The organism is Mobiluncus mulieris ATCC 35243 (assembly GCF_000160615.1).
Taxonomy (GTDB): Bacteria; Actinomycetota; Actinomycetes; order Actinomycetales; family Actinomycetaceae; genus Mobiluncus; species Mobiluncus mulieris.
On sequence record NZ_GG668518.1, the window covers coordinates 34161 to 52342 of the forward strand.

At 62.5% G+C, this 18182-nt stretch carries 12 protein-coding genes; 9 read left to right on the forward strand and 3 right to left on the reverse strand.

Going from position 1 to position 18182, the window contains the following annotated elements; genetic code table 11:
- Nucleotides 1-180 precede the first annotated feature (180 nt).
- Both HMPREF0577_RS00120 and HMPREF0577_RS00125 read right to left on the reverse strand, forming a co-directional pair.
- Nucleotides 181-753 carry a PLD nuclease N-terminal domain-containing protein gene (locus HMPREF0577_RS00120; RefSeq protein ID WP_036342073.1) on the reverse strand — a complete coding sequence of 191 codons (573 nt, stop codon included), beginning with the start codon at nucleotides 751-753 and terminating at the stop codon, nucleotides 181-183.
- Between the two features lie 738 nt (nucleotides 754-1491).
- Nucleotides 1492-3126, reverse strand: a complete 1635-nt coding sequence (locus tag HMPREF0577_RS00125) for an AMP-binding protein (RefSeq protein WP_248613611.1) — start codon at nucleotides 3124-3126, stop codon at nucleotides 1492-1494.
- 176 nt (nucleotides 3127-3302) lie between these two features.
- Here HMPREF0577_RS00125 and HMPREF0577_RS00130 point away from each other — a divergent pair, with 176 nt between their 5' ends.
- The 8 genes from HMPREF0577_RS00130 to HMPREF0577_RS00165 all read left to right on the forward strand — a co-directional run bounded on the left by HMPREF0577_RS00130 (nucleotide 3303) and on the right by HMPREF0577_RS00165 (nucleotide 15025).
- Nucleotides 3303-4340 carry a DUF3048 domain-containing protein gene (locus HMPREF0577_RS00130; protein ID WP_036342075.1) on the forward strand — a complete coding sequence of 346 codons (1038 nt, stop codon included), beginning with the start codon at nucleotides 3303-3305 and terminating at the stop codon, nucleotides 4338-4340.
- Nucleotides 4341-4396: 56 nt separating this feature from the next.
- Nucleotides 4397-5542, forward strand: coding sequence for an enoyl-CoA hydratase-related protein (locus HMPREF0577_RS00135; RefSeq protein WP_004011587.1), 1146 nt, complete (start codon nucleotides 4397-4399; stop codon nucleotides 5540-5542).
- 37 nt (nucleotides 5543-5579) lie between these two features.
- Nucleotides 5580-6875 (forward strand): hypothetical protein, encoded by a 1296-nt coding sequence (locus HMPREF0577_RS00140; RefSeq protein ID WP_004011588.1) that lies wholly within the window; start codon nucleotides 5580-5582, stop codon nucleotides 6873-6875.
- A gap of 116 nt (nucleotides 6876-6991) precedes the next feature.
- A complete protein-coding gene (locus HMPREF0577_RS00145; RefSeq protein WP_004011589.1) occupies nucleotides 6992-8680 on the forward strand; it encodes an enolase C-terminal domain-like protein in 1689 nt (562 codons plus the stop codon).
- A 54-nt stretch (nucleotides 8681-8734) separates the two neighbouring features.
- Nucleotides 8735-9934: a PP2C family protein-serine/threonine phosphatase gene (locus tag HMPREF0577_RS00150; RefSeq protein WP_004011590.1), complete on the forward strand. Its 1200-nt coding sequence runs from the start codon at nucleotides 8735-8737 to the stop codon at nucleotides 9932-9934.
- Nucleotides 9931-10395, forward strand: a complete 465-nt coding sequence (locus tag HMPREF0577_RS00155) for an FHA domain-containing protein (RefSeq protein ID WP_036342077.1) — start codon at nucleotides 9931-9933, stop codon at nucleotides 10393-10395. The genes HMPREF0577_RS00150 and HMPREF0577_RS00155 overlap by 4 nt, the downstream gene beginning before the upstream one ends.
- A gap of 237 nt (nucleotides 10396-10632) precedes the next feature.
- A complete protein-coding gene (locus HMPREF0577_RS00160; RefSeq protein ID WP_004011593.1) occupies nucleotides 10633-13056 on the forward strand; it encodes a thiamine pyrophosphate-binding protein in 2424 nt (807 codons plus the stop codon).
- Between the two features lie 229 nt (nucleotides 13057-13285).
- Nucleotides 13286-15025, forward strand: a complete 1740-nt coding sequence (locus HMPREF0577_RS00165; protein WP_248613613.1) for a trypsin-like peptidase domain-containing protein — start codon at nucleotides 13286-13288, stop codon at nucleotides 15023-15025.
- Nucleotides 15026-15390: 365 nt separating this feature from the next.
- Here the strand turns inward: HMPREF0577_RS00165 and ubiE are convergent, their stop codons facing one another.
- Nucleotides 15391-16083: a bifunctional demethylmenaquinone methyltransferase/2-methoxy-6-polyprenyl-1,4-benzoquinol methylase UbiE gene (gene ubiE, locus HMPREF0577_RS00170; protein WP_004011595.1), complete on the reverse strand. Its 693-nt coding sequence runs from the start codon at nucleotides 16081-16083 to the stop codon at nucleotides 15391-15393.
- A gap of 276 nt (nucleotides 16084-16359) precedes the next feature.
- Here ubiE and HMPREF0577_RS00175 point away from each other — a divergent pair, with 276 nt between their 5' ends.
- Nucleotides 16360-18126, forward strand: a complete 1767-nt coding sequence (locus tag HMPREF0577_RS00175; protein ID WP_244854242.1) for a chorismate-binding protein — start codon at nucleotides 16360-16362, stop codon at nucleotides 18124-18126.
- Nucleotides 18127-18182: the final 56 nt, after the last annotated feature.

Consider the following 18182-nt stretch of genomic DNA (forward strand, 5'->3'; position numbering starts at 1 on the left):
TTCCGGTGGTTCCGTGACCGTGTCTGGTGGTAATTTCAGGAAAATTTGGGATAGGCTGGCGGTTTATTCGCCTGTGAGGGGCATTTTTTCCTGAATTTGTCACGCGTGTCGGTGGGGTAAAGTGGTGCGGATTCATGAGGCGCTTGCCCGAAAAACTACGGACACCCAAAATCCCGGCTGTTACTGTTCAGGGTCTTCAGGCCTATCGGGGTTTTCGCCTGTCGCCGTGGCATCATCCGGTTCCGTTGGGTGCGCAGAATCCGGGTATCCGCCGTGCGGATTCGGGTTTGTTTTGCCCGGGTGGGGGTTCGCGTTGAAGTCTCCGGCCGCTCCACCTTCACGGGTTTCGCCCTGCCGGCGCCCCCTAAACTGTTCTTCTTCGGCTTCGCGCTGTTGGCGCTGGTATTCTTCCCGGCGTTTGTCGCGAATTCGCTGTTCCAGGGATTCTAGAAATTCGGGGTCGTCGTCGGGGGTTTGCGGGGCGGCGGGTTTTTCCTTCCCGAATCTGACCTGTACGGAATCCTTACTTGACCACACGGTCGGTTCGAATCGTCCGCCCTTTTCTTCGGCGGCGGTGACCCGCGACACGATAATCCACGCAATCGGCCCAATCGGACTGAACAGCATAACCACCAGCAGCCACAGCGCCTTCGGCAGTTTCGCCGGCATCATGTCGCGTGGGGTACGAATACAATCCACCAGCGCATAGAGCATCAGCGCCACCATCAGAATAAACAGAATCGCCCTTCCCACGCCCAATATCCTAGCCTAAACCGCCGTGCCTTGCTCGTTGTCCCCTCGGGTTCATGAGGTGCTTGCTTGGGTGTGTCGCTTTTCGCCCTCACGAGCGCCGTCGCTGCTTACGCGCGGACGGGGGTTAAGTAACATTTTATGTGTCTTATTTTGGGGTTTTTGGTTGGTGCAACAGGGTAAAATCTGGTTTTCCACAGGCTGTGGAAACAGGTTTTATGTCTCGAACCAGAGCCGGTATCCTGGTGAGGCCAGGGAGACACCCTGACTATGTCAGGGCGAAAGCCTTGACATAAAGTCAAAGCCCCGGTCGCAGCCGGGGCTTTAAGGAAAGGATATTCAGATGAGCACCTTCATCCAGATTCTGATTTTCTTACCTCCTTCGATTCTAGCAGTAATCCTGATAAAGGAGAAGCTGTGGAATAACAAGAAGGACGATTAAGGAAATCGCGGCCAGCCTACCCAGGCTGGCCGCTTCCTTATTAAGTGTTCCCCGAGTCTGTTTTGTCGCTTTCCCGGCGGGTAGATGCGAGCCTAGCGAAGGTGCTCGTCGGGGTGAAACGGCGTAAGCGAAGGCTGCTTAGGGAGTGCGACGCAAACGAGAGGCTGAGGGGGAGCTCGAGCTGCGCCAGCAGCTCGAGCGGGGGAAACTTCCCCCTTCGCCTCTCGTGCGCGCACCCCTAGCAGCCGAGCGTCTCAGACAAGCACCTCATGAACCCGCCGGGACAAGCAAAAACAGACCTACCTCACCCAGGCGCGCCCCGCCCTCAGTTCGCGCTGCGCAATCGCGGCGGCTTCGTGACGGTCGACCTTGCCCGGCCCCAACAACGGCAGCTGCTGCACAATAATAATCACGCGTGGCGCGTGAGCCGCCCCCAACTCGGCGCCTACCGCAGTGCGAATCCGCGCCGCCAGGGAATCCGGTTCGACCCGTTGGCCGTCCGCTCCGCGCACCCCCAGCGAGGCCGGTGAACCCATCAGGGGAGCCAATAAATCCACATCTACATCCTGTCCGGGCACGACCAGCGCGGTGACTAGTTCGCCCCAGCGGGCATCCGGCAAACCAACTACACATATCCGCCCGACTCCCGGCACCGTCAATGCGGCTTCCTCGACGGCCGAAGCGTGAACCTTGACCCCGCCGGTGTTAATCACATCATCGGTTCGGCCTTGAATAATCAGCCGCGGCCCTTCCATCCGACCCGTATCCGAGGTCTTAAACCAGCGCCGCGGTCCCATCTGAATCCAGGGGGTTTCCTCGCCGGGGGCGGGGATTTCCAGGTAGTCTTCCATCAATGTCGTGCCGGTTATCCATACGGTGTCGCCCACGGTGGACACCTGCGTGCCAACCAGCGGCATCCCGTCGTATACGCAGCCGCCACAGGTCTCGGTCATGCCATAGGTCTCTACCACATGCCACCCTGCCGCTTTTGCCCGGTCGGCCAGGAACGTGGTGAAAGCCGCCCCGCCAACCAGGATTGTGTGCAGTTTCGCCAGCGCCTCGACTGGTTCGCCGCCTTCGTCCAGGATGCGCGACACCTGGGTGGGCACCAGGGAAATATAGGCCGGTATCCCGGGGTCGCTGGTGGCGCGTTCGACCGCGCGCACCAGCTGTTTGGGGTTAAACCCGCTGGTTGTATCGACGATTACGGGCTTCGTGCCGGCTATCAGCGAGCGCGTCAACACTTGCAGCCCGCCGATGTGGTTGACCGGCAGCGCCAAAATCCAGCGGCCTTCACCTATCATCGCCAGGGTGGAGCGCGCCGATGACACCAGTGCGGCAGCGGAAATCGCCACCAGGTGTCCGGTGCCGGTTTGCGAACCCGAGGTTTGCATAATCAAGTCGCAGCGCGCCGGCAGGGGTCCTTTCAGTCGCCGCTGTATATCTCGTTTGGCCTGGTCAGGGCTAGTTCCGGGGGTGATGGGCACCAGGATTTCTTTGACACGCGGGGTGCCGGTTGCGGGGGTTTCGCGGGTTTCAGGGGGCACCACTGCGGGGGTGGCGGTATTGGTTTCGCCGGGGTTTTCCGGTTCACGAGGTGCCAGTTCGGAATCCGCGCTGGAATCCCCAGATGCTGCCATCCCTGGAACTGGGGAAGGCGGGGCGGCGGCGGGCAGAGCGGTGTTTGCGGATGGCGCCTCATGAACCCCGGCGGAATCGGGGTCAACGGAACCCTCCGTGTCACCCTGGGGGTAGCCCCAGTCGTAGTCATCGACAACCGGCAGACCCTCGCGGATACGGCGTTCATCGGCGGTCAGATGCGGTTCTATCAACGTGGCCAGAACCTCCGCGAGGCTGACCACTGCGGCGGGGTTAGTCCCTCCCGGCATGATGCGGAATCGAACGGGAACCCCTCGCCTTGACGTGTCACTCACCCTTTTCACCTTTCGCAAGCGCTACAGTTTATTCCATGGTCGTTATCCGGGAGAATACCGCCGCCACAGGGCAAACGGAACCTGACCGGCACAGCACAACAGCTAGTCCTAAGAAGATTCTAGCGGTTATTGGGGTTCTTTGTGGACTTGTAAACGCGGCGGGTTTAAGCGGATGCGTGAACTCTGCACCCGGCAAAAGTGCGGCACCGGCTGCGAGTACGCCGGTGCCGACGCAAGTTCCACAGCCCGAAACCTGGCCTCTAACTGGCTTGGAGCGCCCCGCGAACGCCGGGGCGCGGGCACGCCAGGCAGTGGCGGTGAAAATCGAGAACACCAGTGCGGCACGCCCGCAATCCGGGCTGGAGGCCGCCGATATTGTTTTCGAGGAATTGGTGGAAGGCGGGGTGACCCGGTACAACGCGATTTTCCATTCCCAGCAGCCAGAGGAAATCGGGCCGGTGCGATCCGTGCGTCCCATGGATCCCGCGATTGCGGCGCCTTTCAGAGCGTGGTTGGTTTATTCCGGGGGAGTGCCCCAGTTTGAACAGCGGGTGCGTGACGAGGGTTTGCGTGGTTTCAACGAGGACCAGGCGATGGGGGCGTCGTATCGGGTGCAGTGGCGGTGGATGCCGCATAACCTGTACCTGTCGATTCCGGCCTTGCTGGGGAAATTCGGCGGCGCGGGCGCAACCGGGGCGGGCGGCGCGGATAGTGCCAGTAACGCGGCCAACGGCGCGGCCAACGGCGCGGCCGACACGACCGAGCCCGAGAAAATCTTTGAATTCGCCAAATCCGGGGAAACACCTAGCGCCGTGTCAACCGGGGTGGAGGCGAAACAGCTGGTGGTGAATTTCCCGGCCGCCCACGCGCGCTTCGACTGGAATGGCTCGAAGTGGCAGCGCGTCGATGAGGGTGTGGCCTCGACGGCACGCTCCGGGGTGCCGCTGCAGGCCGATAATGTCGTGGTGGTGCGCACCACTACTGTGGCCACGAACGCGCTGGATTCCGCCGGTTTCCCGGTGCCGGAAACTGTGATGGAAGGTGGCGGCCAGGCCTATGTGGCGACCGGCGGGAAAATCATGGACGCGAAGTGGTCGAAGGATTCGGTGGGTTCCCCGCTGGTTTTGACCGACGTGTCGGGAGCCCCGATTGTGTTGGCGCCGGGCCAGACCTGGGTGGAGTTGTTGGCTGCCGGGACGTTTTCCTATTCATGAGGTGCTTATTGGGATTTTAGGCGGTTTGCTGCGGCCGGGCAGGATAGAGTGAGAACATGATTTCGGATGTTTTTGAGGCTGCCAGGTGGCGGGAAGTCGGGCTGACGGGACTCACGGATGTGACCTATCACCGGGGTATTATGCCTGATGGGAGCCCCGCTCCGGTGGTGCGAGTGGCTTTCAACCGACCCGAAGTGCGCAATGCCTTCCGCCCCCAGACCGTCGACCAACTCTACCGTTGCCTCGACCACGCACGCCAAACCGCCTCGGTAGCGGCCGTGCTGCTGACCGGCAACGGACCGGCGGCGGACGGCGGCTATGCCTTTTGCAGCGGCGGCGACCAGCGGGTTCGTGGCCGGGACGGATACCAATACCACGTCACCGTGCCGAAGGGCGGCAGCGGTGGTGCGGATATGGGCGCGGGTTCATTAGGTGCCAGCGACAATTCTGGCTATATTCCCGAAAACCAAGGCCAGCGCACAATTCAAGAGGGCGACGTGCAATCCCAGATGGCACCTCATGCAGTCGGAGCTAAGGCGAGCACAGCCGGCCGATACCCAACCGACTTGCGGACAGGTGACCCGAACGCAGGAGAGACAAGCAAAGGCGACCGGTACGAAACCGACCCGCGCGATGCCGCCGGGCGATACGGCAGGCTGCACATCCTAGAGGTACAACGCCTGATACGCGCCACCCCAAAACCGGTGATTGCGCTGGTCAACGGGTGGGCGGCCGGTGGGGGACACTCGCTGGTGATGGTGTGCGACCTGGCGCTGGCTTCGCGCGAACACGCGCGGTTCAAACAAGTCGATGCGAATGTGGGATCTTTTGATGCGGGCTATGGCTCGGGGTTGCTGGCGCGGCAAGTCGGGGATAAACGCGCCCGCGAGATTTTCTTCCTGGCCGAAACCTATGACGCGGAAACGGCCGCGCGTTGGGGGGTGGTCAACCGCGCGGTGGCACACCGGGATTTGGAACGAGTGGGCTGGGAATGGGCGCTGACGATTGCCGGGAAATCCCCCCAGGCTGTGCGCATGTTGAAGTTTGCGTTTAACGCGTTGGACGACGGGCTGGCGGGGATGCAAATGTTCGCCGGTGAGGCCACTCGGCTGGCCTATGGCACCGCCGAGGCGCGCGAGGGGCGCGATTCTTTCCTGGAGCGGCGCCCGGCCGACTTCAGCGCCTTCCCGTATTACTATTGAAACCATGCAGGCTCAAGGCAGAGAGAGGTGAGCGAGCGTGGACTTCACGTTTCTGGTGGCGACGCTGGTTGGTATCGCGTTGACGGTGGCGACCTATATGACCCCGAAAGTCAAGTTCATTCGCGACGGGCTGGCGAAGGGCGACTTTGGGGATCGGATTTTGCTGATTATGATTCCCGGCCTGACCCTGATGTGCCTGGGTGTGACCGTGTTCGAGGCGTTGGCGACCTATGCCACCGGCCTGTCGTGGTGGCGCGTGTGGGGGATTCCCCTGTCCGGATTGTTGGCGCTGGTGGGTTTCGGGTTGGCCTTGTGGGCGCTGGTTCCCGCGCCGGTACCGGTTTGGCTGCGTCCGCGTTGGATGCAAGAGGAGCGCCTGGGAGCGGCGGTGGCTTCGTTGCGGCGCGTGGAAAAAGCTAAGCAGCGGCGCGACCGGACGGTAGCGCGGCGCGGCTTTGAATACTTTAACACCCAGGTGATTGCTGGGGTGTCGCTGGCTTACCCGGAAAACTGGGTGTTGAACCTGGATCCGGGGGCGCCCGGTGCCGTGCCCGGGTTGCGGTTGCGCTCGCGTTTCGCGGTGGATACGCCCCACGATTTCCGCCCCCGCGCGCGGTTTTTGGTCATGTCGGCGGATTTGGCGCCCGAGTCGCCCGAGTCGCCCGAGTCGCCCGAGGCGGGTGTGGATGTGGGTGCGGATGCGGGTGCGGATGCGGGTTCACGAGGTGCCAGTTCGGATGAGCGCTTGGGTTTTGATATCGAGGCTAGCCTGAATGGGAAGACGAGCCTCGATTTGGAAGCCGAGCTTGAATCCGGTGCGGATGTGGGTGCGGATGCAGGTTCACGAGGTGCCAGTTCGGATGAGCGCTTGGGTTTTGATATCGAGGCTAGCCTGAATGGGAAGACGAGCCTCGATTTGGAAGCCGAGCTTGAATCCGGTGCGGATGCGGGTTCGAGGCCGGCCGCTGGCACTGGAATCAAGGCGGAGCCTAGTATTGGCGCCGCTGCGGTTAGCGTCAACGAGATAATGGCTGTTTTGCGGCGAGTCGTGGTTCCCGCCGGTTGGGAACTGGTCGATGTCCAGGCTGCGCCCTTCGCCGGTGTCCCCGGGATTATGGCTATCACCCGCCTGGCCAGCGGCAAAGGAGTGCAACAGCGCTGGGCGGCAGTCTTACCCAGCAAAAAACCTGGTGTTGCCGGCGGATCCGAGCCGGGCAGCTTGTGGGTGGCAGCTTTCCAGGTCGCCGCCCCGGATTTCGGGGCGCTGCGCGAGGTGGGCACTAAAATCGTGGCCTCGGTGTCGGTCATTCCCGATTCGCCGGATGCCATCTGAGGGGAGCTCTGTACCAAATTCAGGAAAAAATGCGGGGGGCGGTGCGTATATGGAAGCCTTAGGGTCATTTTTTCCTGAATTTCTGCCACGTATGAAACAGAGAGGACAAAGAATCAATGGGTAAGAACTTGGCGCGGCTCGCCCGCTTTGAGCCTGGCCCGCGTGCCGCGCGGTGGCTCGCGGAGGCGGGCGTGGAGGCCGCCTGGGTCTATGAAATCCCCCTTACTACCCAGTTTCGCGGGATAACCGCGCGCGACGGACTGATTCTGGCCGGCCCGGGAGGCCTGGCAGAGGCCGCACCGTTTTGGAACTATGCGCCGGCGGTGGCCAGGCGCTGGTTCGAGGGTGCCCTGGCGATAGCGCGCGAGGGGCTGCCGGTTCCCCCCGCGCCGGTCGCGCTCAACGTCACCGTGCCGATAGTCCCGCCCGAGGTTGCGAGCCAGATTGCGCGGGAATCGGGGTGTCGCACCGCGAAGGTCAAGGTCGCCGACCCCCGCGCGAATCTGGACGCGGACGTGGCGCGGGTTCGGGCAGTGCGCGCGGCTCTGGATGAATTGTGGGGACCCGGCGCGGCTATTAATGCCCCTGGTAGTGACGGGTTCATGAGGTGCCAGTCGGGATGGGCACCTCATGGATCCGGGGTGAACAATTTGGCAACGGGTGGCAACACCGCTGGTGGAGGCGATATTTTAAGTATCGGGGACGGTGTAAATCCGAAAGTGAGCGGCTGGGGGCAAGCGCCTCATGAAGTCGAAACCAACGCAGCAAACGCGAGTGGCGAGGTGAACGCGAGTGGCGGCTATGATGCCGGTGGAACAAACGAGCGGGTCAGTCTGGCAGCAAACGCGAGTGGCGCAACCCAAGCGACCCAAACGGGTGGCGGGCAAATCCGCGTTGACGTAAACGCGGCGTGGAGCCTGGAACAGGCGCGAGAAAACCTGCCACGCCTGGTTGAGGCCGCCGGCGGGCTGGAATACGCCGAACAACCCTGCCGTGACCTGCGCGATTTAGCGGTTTTGCAAGCCGAAGGTATCGCCCCGATAGCGGCCGACGAATCAATCCGCCTCGCCCCCGACCCGGCCTTGGCCATCCGGGAAGTAGTGGCAGCTGGGCTCGCCGCCATGGTAATCAAGGCAATGCCACTGCGCGGCCCGGCCGCAGCCTTACAAGCCCTAGCCCAGGCGATGGCGCAGGCATTTGCGCCTACTGTGCAACGGCAAGAATCCCTCGGCTTCGCCACGCAAGAATTTTCGCCGGAAACGGTCAATCGCGACCGTTTCCAGGGTGCAAGCACCCAAAGGAGTTTCGGCGGCGACGCCAAATCGTTACCATCGCCTATTCGTTTCCACGCTGCGACTGCGGCGCCGCGCGAAAATAACGCGGACTGCCAAATTACGGAGGACGGGATTAAAACAAACAGTGAAAGGAACGGTACCGAGGCAAGACCTATGGTCGTGGTGTCTTCGGCTTTGGATTCCGGGGTGGGGCTGGTGGCGGGAATGTCGCTGGCGACAATGCTATATCAGGACTCCGACCCGCAGACTTCGCCGTCACTGGCCGGAGCGCAAAAAAACACTCCAGCGGATCGTTTTAGCCCTAGCATAACGAACCCCCAGCCGAGTGTGGCAATGGGTTTGGGCACCGGGCGACTGATGCGCGGCGGAATCCTGGTCGAGGAACCCCGCCTCGAGAACGGCTACCTCATTGCGCCAATAAAACCGCAGTTAAACCTGGACTTGCCCGCGCCGGACGCGGAACTCAGTGCGCGGTGGCGCGAACGCCTGGAAATGATAGCGGGCATTTAATTCTTGACAGTTGCTAGAATTTAACCAGCAACTCATGAACACCGAGGGGACGCTATGGAGATTGTGACTGGCGAGAGTACTCTGAGGACGGCGCCACCCCTAGGCGGCGGCGCTATCCTTGGTGGTACCGGGGGGTTTTTGCAGTCGTTTTCAGGACAGGTGCCCTCTGAATCCGCTTCGGTCGCTTCCGGCGAATCCAGTGTCCCGCAGTGGCGGCTGTCCTGGGCAGCCGGCACCGACATCGGTTTGAAACGCGCCGACAACCAGGATTCCTTCCTGGTTGCGCCCCCGTTTTTCCTGGTCGCAGACGGCATGGGCGGGCACGCCGGCGGGAAGCAAGCCTCCGCGACCCTGTTGCATGCCCTGGAGCCTTTTTGCGGTCGCGCCCTCAGCATCGAAAAATTCCACCGTTTGCTGGCTACGGCCTGTCACGAAGTCATGGATTTGGCCGACGCCAATCTGGACTATTCCATCTCGCCGCCCGGCACGACTCTGACCGGGTTAGTGCTGGTCAACGGGGTTTTACCTCCGGTTCATGAGGCGCCATCCGGGGCGGCTCCCGCGCCACCCCAACCCCCGGAACCACCCCAACCCCCGCGACCGCCGCATCCCCCGGAACCACCCCATCCGCCCGCGCCACCGGAGTCCCCGGCAGAGCTGCTGGTCGTGAATGTGGGGGATTCGCGCACCTACGTGCTCGCGGGCGGGCAGTTGCGGCAACTGACGCGCGACCACTCCCAGGTCGCCCAGATGCTGGAGGCCGGGCTGATAACCCCGGAAATGGTGCCGTTTATGCCCAATCGTTCGGTCATTACCCGCGCTATCGGCGCCGGGCAAACCACGCTCCCGCAGGTTGACACCTGGCGGTTGCCCGTGGCGGGTACAGCGCCAAACACTGGGCATAACCCCGGAAATAACGCCAAAACCGGCGCTGAGCCAGGCGGGAAAACGGGCAGCGAAAATGCGGGCAACCCGACTGGCATGACAGGGCGGAAACCCCAGCAGCTCAGCCGGGAAACGCGACGTTTCCTGGCGTGTTCCGACGGGTTGCACTCGCTGGTTCGCCAAGCGCTTATCGAACGGGTGCTCGCTGACACCCCCACCCCCGAAGCAGCGGCAAAATCCCTGATAGAGGCCGCGCTGAGAGCGGGCGGATTGGATAATGTGACTGTGGTGGTTTTGGATATAGAGCCGGCCGTGGAAATGGCACCTCATGAAACCGCGAGCGACCCCACGAAAAAGGAACGCGAATGAAACACGTTGAAACCGGGGACGCGCCGCGCTTTGAAGTGCGAATTTGTGAACTAGGTCACCATAATCCGCCCGATTTTCCGCGCTGCCGGGTGTGCGGCGGAACCTTGGGGGCGCCGATGCTGGTGGCTGTCCCGCAGTTGGGGTGGGTGCGGGCAGCTGACGGCCAGATGCGTCCTTTGCAGGGCGATATCGTGGTGGGTCGCGCCCCGGAAACCGGGGGAATCCCGGGCGTGACCGCGCTGGAAACCCCGCCGAGGCTGCTAGAGATTTCCCGCCAACACCTGCGGATTCACCAGGACGGCTGGGAAGTCAGCGTCACCGACCTGGGTTCCGGGAACGGCACCCTGTTGCGTCGTGCGGATGGGAGCCTGTTGGAACTGGTGGCAGGCCAGGCGTACAACGTACAGCCGGGGGATGTGCTGGAACTGGCGCCGGAATACACGCTGAAATTCGAGGCCTAGTTGATGGTGCAGCGGGGGTCGTGGCAGAAATTTAGGAAAAAATGGGGGTGAGGCTCCATATATTGCACCTTCCCCTCATTTTTTCCCGGATTTCTGCCAGGGCAACCGGAATGGGCGACGGATACGGGCAAAATACCCCGAAATTAGCTGGATTCAAACCAGGAATGTGACGGCGGAGGTATTAAGGCTGTGGGAATGCTTCGATAAACTCGAGGGGTGGCTGAAACTGTGGATTCGATGGATTCGATGGATTCGATGGAGCGGGCGCGGGTCTTGGTGCGGACACTCGCAGCGGAGGGGGTGCGCAACTGGTATTACGCCCCCGGTTCGCGCGATGCCCCCCTGGGATATGCATTGGCGGAGCTGGCCGCGCGTGACTTGCGACTGGCCGTGCACGTGCGCATTGACGAGCGTGACGCGGCTTTCATGGCTCTCGGGTCGGCTCGGGCTTCCGGGAGGCCGGCCGCAGTGGTGATGACCTCCGGGACGGCGGTGGGAAACGCGCTACCGGCGGTTATGGAGGCGCATCACGCCCGGGTGCCGCTGGTGGTGGTTAGTGCCGACCGTCCGGCGGCATTGCGCGGGTCGGGCGCGAACCAGACCACGATTCAGCCGGGGATTTTCCGGTCTTTTGTTCGTTTCGAAGCCGACTTGCAGCCTGGCGGCTGGGGTGCGTTGGAGTCCGTTGCCCGCGCGGCCGTTGCGGCTTGTTGCGGTTGCCTCGGGGTTCACGAGGTGCCAGCCGGGATTCCGGGGCAAAGTGCCGAGTCCCTCGACCTTTCTGAGCCGGGAAATAACCCGGTCACTTTGGATGCAAGTGCCGGGGAGTCGGCTACAGAAACCAATATTTCCGGGCATGATGGGGGACAAGTCCTGAGGCAAAATCGGAGTCAAGGGCAAGACTTGCGGGTCAATCTGGGTCAGGATTGTGGCTGGGGACAAAACTGGAATACAGAGCCACAGCCCGGTCCGGTGCACCTCAATGTCAGCTTTGTGGAACCGCTGGTGCCCCCCGAGGTACAGGCGCGGTTCGAGTTGCGGGCGCCTAAGGAAATTAGCACTGTAGCACGCAGGGTAAGGGGTCGGGTCACAGGTTCGGGTGAATCTCGGGTGGAGTCGAAATCCGCCTGGTGTGTCCATAACGATAGTTGTGGACACACCAGCGCGGAACCCCAGCCGGCGCCTCATGAATCCGGGGCGGGCTGGGGTGTAAGTGCGGCGGATTCCGGGTCGGCGCCTCATGAAGTCGCGCGGTCGAAAGCCCCCACCATCAGCGGCGATGTGCTGATTGTCGGTGACTTGTCGCGCGAGGACTTCCCCGGGGCGGACGAACTGTGGCGCGCGGTCGAGGCCGCCGGCGTGCCGGTTTTCGCCGAACCGACCACCCGCTGGCGCTTCCACCCCAACGCGGTGCGAGCCTACAGCCGAGTGACCGGGGATGCGGGCTGGGCGCGGGCGATACGCCGGGTGCTGGTCGTCGGTCGCCCCACCCTGACACGCCCGGTGACGCGGCTGTTGCATGAGGCGCGAGCCGAATTCCTGGATTCGCCGGGATTGCGAATCAACCTGGACGGGGGTGAACACCGGCGGTGGAGCGACGCGGCGGCGCTGGGTGCAAGCCTGGAGGCAAACCCGGAATCCTGGGTGCACCAGTGGCGCCAGGCCGGCGAAGTCGTGGCGCGGGAACTGTGTTCCGAGTGGGGGATTTACCAGGTCGCGCGCGAGATTTGGGTCGCGGGTACGGGGGTGGAATTTGGAACCAGCGTGGAACCGGGCACCGGTGCGGAACCGGGAGCGGGCAGGGAACCGGTGGACTTGTTCCTGGGGTCGTCCTCGACTATTCGTGCCTTTGATGCAATCGCGGGGCTGGGGACTGACTTGGCTTCGTCGGGTTCATTAGGGGAGAGCGGAAATGGCGGTATTTCAGGGAATACCCTGCCGGTTTTGGGTGGGGATCTTGGCGGTGCTTTAGCAAACCGCTGTGCCGAAAACAAAGAGGACATGGCCAGGGGACAGCGCGCGGAATCCGGGATGGCACCTCATGAAACCGGGGCGAGCCCGAGCCAGACGACCCCGACCGACGCGAATGGCCTGGCTCGGTGCGTGTACGCGAACCGCGGGTTGGCCGGAATCGACGGCACGATAGCCTGCGCGTGGGGGGCGGCGCTGGCGAGTCAAACGGCTCGGCGCGCGGGAAATCCGCGCGATTCGGGAGCCGCGAACGAACCGGTCTGCGGTGAATCTGGGGTTGGTGCAAGTATCGATGTGAAGGTGTCTGGAAGTCTGGCGTCCTGCGGTGAATCTGGGGGGGTGGGAGAGCCAGCGGCGCACCGAGCGATGCGCCTGGTGCTGGGGGATGTGAGTTTCTTTCACGATCTGGGGGCGCTGGTTCGTGGACGGCTCGAGGCGACCCCGAATCTGCAGGTCGTTGTGCTGGACAACGGCGGCGGCCAGATTTTCGCCGGTCTGGAGCACGGGTGCGCGGCCCCTGAGGTGTTGGAGCGCCTGTTCTTGACCCCGCAAGTCCCCGACCCGGTAGCGCTGGCTCGCGCGGCCGGATGGCCGGCGGAAACCGTGTGTGACCTGGGTGAATTGCGGGCGGTGCTGGCGCGCCCGGTCGTGGGGCTATCCCTGGTGCGGGTTATGCTCATAGACACATAAGCGCTTTGCTAGGGTAATGGGTCGGGTAAAACCGCGGGTCGGGGGCTTGCACCAACCTCATTTGTCAAGATTACTTGACGCTATGTGTCCGCAATGAGGAGGAGCACAAAATCATTCCATGGCAGGATTCCCCGGGTTTCCCCCGTGCCCCCGCAACGCTAAATTTGACACTGTGAAAGGCCGCAAGGCCACGGTGGTTCCATCCGCCGCGAAGACAAAAGGAGCGAAAGTGAACGCAGAAAATCCCTGGGCTTCCCCCGACGGGCGCCCGCAGCAGACCCCGTCCCCCAATCCTCAATCCGCCGCGCCGGACTCTTCGGCGCAGCTCGCGTCGGGTGTTTCGGACGCCTCGGCTTCACGAGGTGCCATCCCGAATCCCAGTACAGGCGACACTACGACCCAGCCGGGGGCTCCGAATCACGACCAGTCCGCCACTGCGAACATGAATCCAGAAACGAACTTGCCCGTAAACCCGTTCGCGAACCCCAGCGGGGCGGGCTCGGTGGCAGCAGCCACCCCGGCCACACCCGGAAATCCCGGGGCGGACACGATTCCCGGAAAGGATGCTACCCCGATGGCACCTCATGAACCCGCAAACCAAAACCCCACCAACCCGCAGCCCGGTGCGCAATACGGCGCCAACCAATTCTGGGGACAACCCGGATTCAACGATCCGCTGGCGGCAGCCAAACCCCTGCAAACCAGCGCAACCTGGGGCGGGGCAACCGACTCGCGTGCCCGGCGACGCGGCCCGGGATGGTTGGGAGCCATCGGCATCGCGGTGGCGGCCTCGCTAGTCACCACCGGCGGGTTCTATACCGTGACCTCGAACCTGCCGGCCAAAGCCGAAGCCAGCAAGTCGACCCTGTTCAACCCCGACGATAAAGGCGTATCCACCCCGGCGCCGGTCGCGAACTCGACCTCGCAAAACCCCGACTGGGAATCCGTCGCGAAAGCCGTGCGACCCGCCGTGGTCGCTATCAACGTGCGCACCAATCGTGGCGCCGAACAAGGATCCGGAGCGATAATCGATTCCTCGGGACATATCTTGACCAATAACCACGTGGTCGCGGCTGCCGCCGATGGAAACGGGAAAATCATGGTGGAACTGCACGACGGGAGGCTGTACAAGGCCGAAATCGTGGGACGCGATGTGTTAACTGACCTGGCGGTTATCAAAATCGTCGACCCGCCCAAGGATTTGACCGTGGTGGCGCTGGGGGATTCCAGCAAACTTCGCGTCGGCGAGTCCGTCGCGGCTATCGGCAACCCGCTGGGATTGTCTTCTACTGTGACCACCGGGATTGTGTCCGCGCTGGATCGCACGGTGCGGGTCGACGCGGTGCCGGGTGGTAAAGAAGAGGAAGACAGTGGCCCGGGACTCGATTTGCGTGAGTTCTTTGGCGGCGACCTGGGGGGCTCGGACGACGGCTTGATTCGCCCCCAGCCGCGACCCAAACCGAAAGACGATGTTTACACCAATGCCATCCAGGTTGACGCGGCGGTGAACCCCGGGAATTCCGGCGGGCCGCTGTTCGATGCGAAAGGCCGAGTTATCGGCGTGACCTCTTCGATTGCGACCCTGAGTGGCGGCGGCACGGCCACGGGTTCGATTGGCCTGGGCTTTGCGATACCCATTAACCAAGCCCAGATGATTGCCACCCAGCTAATTGAACACGGCGAGGCAGTTCATGCCGCCCTGGGAGTCGTGGTGGGCGACGATATTGCCTCGGTAGGTGGAGTGTCGCGCCTGGGAGCCTCGGTACAAGAGGTGCAACGTGGCGGAGCCTCGCACAAGGCGGGCCTGAAGGCCGGCGACATTATTGTGGGCATTAACGGTAAACAGGTCAAGGGGATGCGTTCGCTAATCGGTTGGGTGCGCCAGTATGCGGTCGGCGACACAGTTGACCTGCAGATTGTGCGTGACGGCAAAGAGATGAAAGTTTCGGTTACCTTGCAAGCACAGTAGGCGGGTTCATGAGGCGCCAGTGTCAGTTGACCGCTTACGCGGCGCTCTGGGGCGGCACGACCGGGCTAGCTATGGTTTGTCCTATTTTTCTAGGCAACAAGTTGCCAAGAAAAATGACGGTAAACCATGAATCGCCCTACGTCGTGCCGCCCCTTCGAGCGCCGCTTCGCGCTCGACTTCAAGGCACCTCTTAGGAAGCGGGGAGGGAATCCGGGCAGGGGGATTTAGGTGGGGCTTTTGGTGGCGACTCGTGGAAACCGAGTCACTGCCTTTTGGGCATCGTGCGAAAAGGGGAGAAATGCGCGGGCCGGGGGATTTAGGCGTAGGTCGGGGGTAATGCCCATTCGGGCATTACCCCCGACCGGTTATTTAAGCTTGTAGCCGCGATGCAGAGCGACAATGCCGCCGGTCAAGTTACGCAGCTGTAGGTGTTCAAAGCCAGCGTCACGCAAGTGCGTGGCGAACTGGTATTGTGAAGGCCAAGCCAAAATCGACTCGGTCAGGTAATCGTAGGCCACCGCATCACTGGATGCCAGGCGCGCAATCGGTGGCAGGACGGCATCTAGAAAGAACCGATACAAGGCTCGGAACGGCGCCCAGGTTGGGCGGGAAAACTCGCACACCACCAGGTGCCCGCCGGGACGCAGCACCCGGTAAAATTCGCGCAGTGCCTGGTCGGGATCCGCAACATTGCGCAGCCCGAAACTGATGGTCACCGCGTCGAAGGAATTGTCCGCGAACTTGAGGTTCATGGCATCGGCCTGTTGGAAATCAAGCTCTGGGTGCCGGACTTGCCCCTCATGAATCATGCCTTGCGAAAAATCCACCGCGACCACCTCAGCCCCCGCGCGCACAAACTCGATGGCGCTGGCTCCCGTGCCGGCCGCGACGTCAAGCACCCGCATTCCCGGGCGAGTCACGACCGCGCGGCGGGTCGCCCGGCGCCAAAACTTTTCCTGTCCCAGCGAGGCCAAAAAATTCATCAGGTCATAATGTTTCGCCACCGCGTTGAACATAGATTTCACGTCGTGCGGGTTTTTGTCCAGATTTGCGCGCATGAGCTTTATTCTAGTCGGATTGCGTCGTCGTGCGGTCGCACCAGCATATGAATCCAAACATCCACCAATTGCAGTGAACCCTGTGGTTTTCTGGTTCCCGAGGTGCCAATCGTAAGTGGTGCGATTTCGACCACATCGTCGGATATAAGATGATACGACCGAAATCGCACCGGTTATGTTCGGTATTCCGGGTGAAACCCCTAAATCCGGTGACGCGCCGCGCCAGACTCGCGACAGCCGGCCGGCTGTCGGGCTGGGGTTGGCTAGGATGGAGGGATGCTGTTTGTTTCGACCTGCCCGGTTCCGGTTCGTCCGTTGCCGGCGACCGATTTTTATTTTTCTTCGCCGGGGTCTGCGGGTTCGCCGGATTCGCCGGATTCGCCGGGGTCTGTGGGTTCGCCGGGTTCGCCGGGTTCATTAGGTGCCAGCCTGACCCTGGTCGGCTGCGCTGAGTCCCCGGCCTGGGAATACTGCGGGAATCCGGCGGGGGGAATAACGTCGGCTGAGGAGCGGGTGAATGTCAAAACACAGGCCGATGACCTGGTAAGACAGCGCGGAAATATTTTTTTGGCGGCGGCGGGGCGAGCCTGGGAACAGTTGGCTGCCCAGGCTCAGGTTGATGACCGGGTACAGCGGCGCGGCACGGGTCTGGTGGCCTTCGTTTCTTTCGGTTTCGACGCGGCGCCTCCGGTTTTCGCCGTGCCCCGCTGGGTTTTCGGGGCGGATGCGGCGGGTGCGTGGTTGACGGTGGCGTATCGCGCGGAGGCACCCCGCCCGGATTTGGTGGAATTCATGAGGTGCCAGGCCGAAACCTGGCGCGTAAATTCCGGTATGCGCCTCGTGAATCCGACGAACCCGAGCGAAGTTGAACCCTGTACCCGAATCCCCGTGGGGGCACCGAAAAACCCGGGGCGCGAACGTTTTGAGGCGAATGTTCGGGCGGCGGTCGCGGCGATCCGGGCGGGGGCGGCACGCAAGATTGTGTGCGCCCGGCGAGTGGACTTTCCGCTGGTCAAGCCCGCGCCAGTGGCGGAAACTTGCGCCCGTTTGGTGGCGTTGCTGTCCCGAAAATACCCGGATTGCTGGGTTTTCTCGGTGGGTGGGCTTACGGGGGCGACCCCGGAAATGCTGCTGGAGGCGCGCGGCGAGGCACCCAATAGCGAGGCTGTGGGCGTGGCGGCGGGGAAGCGGGTAGCTCACGCGCGGGTGTTGGCGGGAACCGCGCGGCCGGGCGAGGGGGTGAACCTGATGGAATCGGCGAAAAACCGGCGTGAACACGAGTTGGCGGTGGCCTCGGTCGTAGCGCCGCTGGAAGCGTTGCTGTCGGGAAGTTCCGCAGACGTGGTTACGAATGGTTGCGTGAACCCGGTTGTGGTATCGCCAGGATTTCAGCAACCGGAGGCGAGAGCCTTTACGCCGGGAGAAAACTTCGCCAACGGTGGAAAAAGTGGGGTTAGGTTGGACTATAAGAACAAGGCCAGGCCGTTTTTTCCACCATCAGAGACAGAAACCCGGCCAGCACCTCATGAACCCGCAGGGGCACCCCGCGAACCCGGACGGGTGCCTCATGAACCCGAACAATCCGCGCCGGTGCCTGGGCGGACACCTCATGAACCCGGACGCGAGCCGAGCGCGGTGCAAACGCGCGGACCGTACCGGTTGGAATTGCCGAATTTGGTGCACTTGGCAACGGACGTAACCGCGCCGATTCCGCCCGGCAAAACCGTGTTTGACCTGTTGGGGGTGATTCACCCGACGGCGGCGGTGGCGGGGTTGCCGCGCGAGGTCGCCCTGGGTTTCATTAGGCGCCAGGAGCTAGATCGCGGGCGCTACGCCGGGCCGGTGGGCTGGGTCGATGCGCGGGGCGGCGGCCAGTTCGCCCTCGCGCTGCGTTGCGCCCAGGTCAGCGAACGGGCAGTATCGGCTCAGGTAGGCGCGGGGATTATGGCGGATTCTGATCCGCAGGGCGAGTTCCTGGAAACCGAGGCGAAACTGGCGCCAATCCGCGATTGCCTGGATTTCGACGCGGACTGTTTTGAGTAATTTTGCTACATGAAGCAAAATCACTCAAAGCTAGATATGCTGAGAGTGCGGAAATC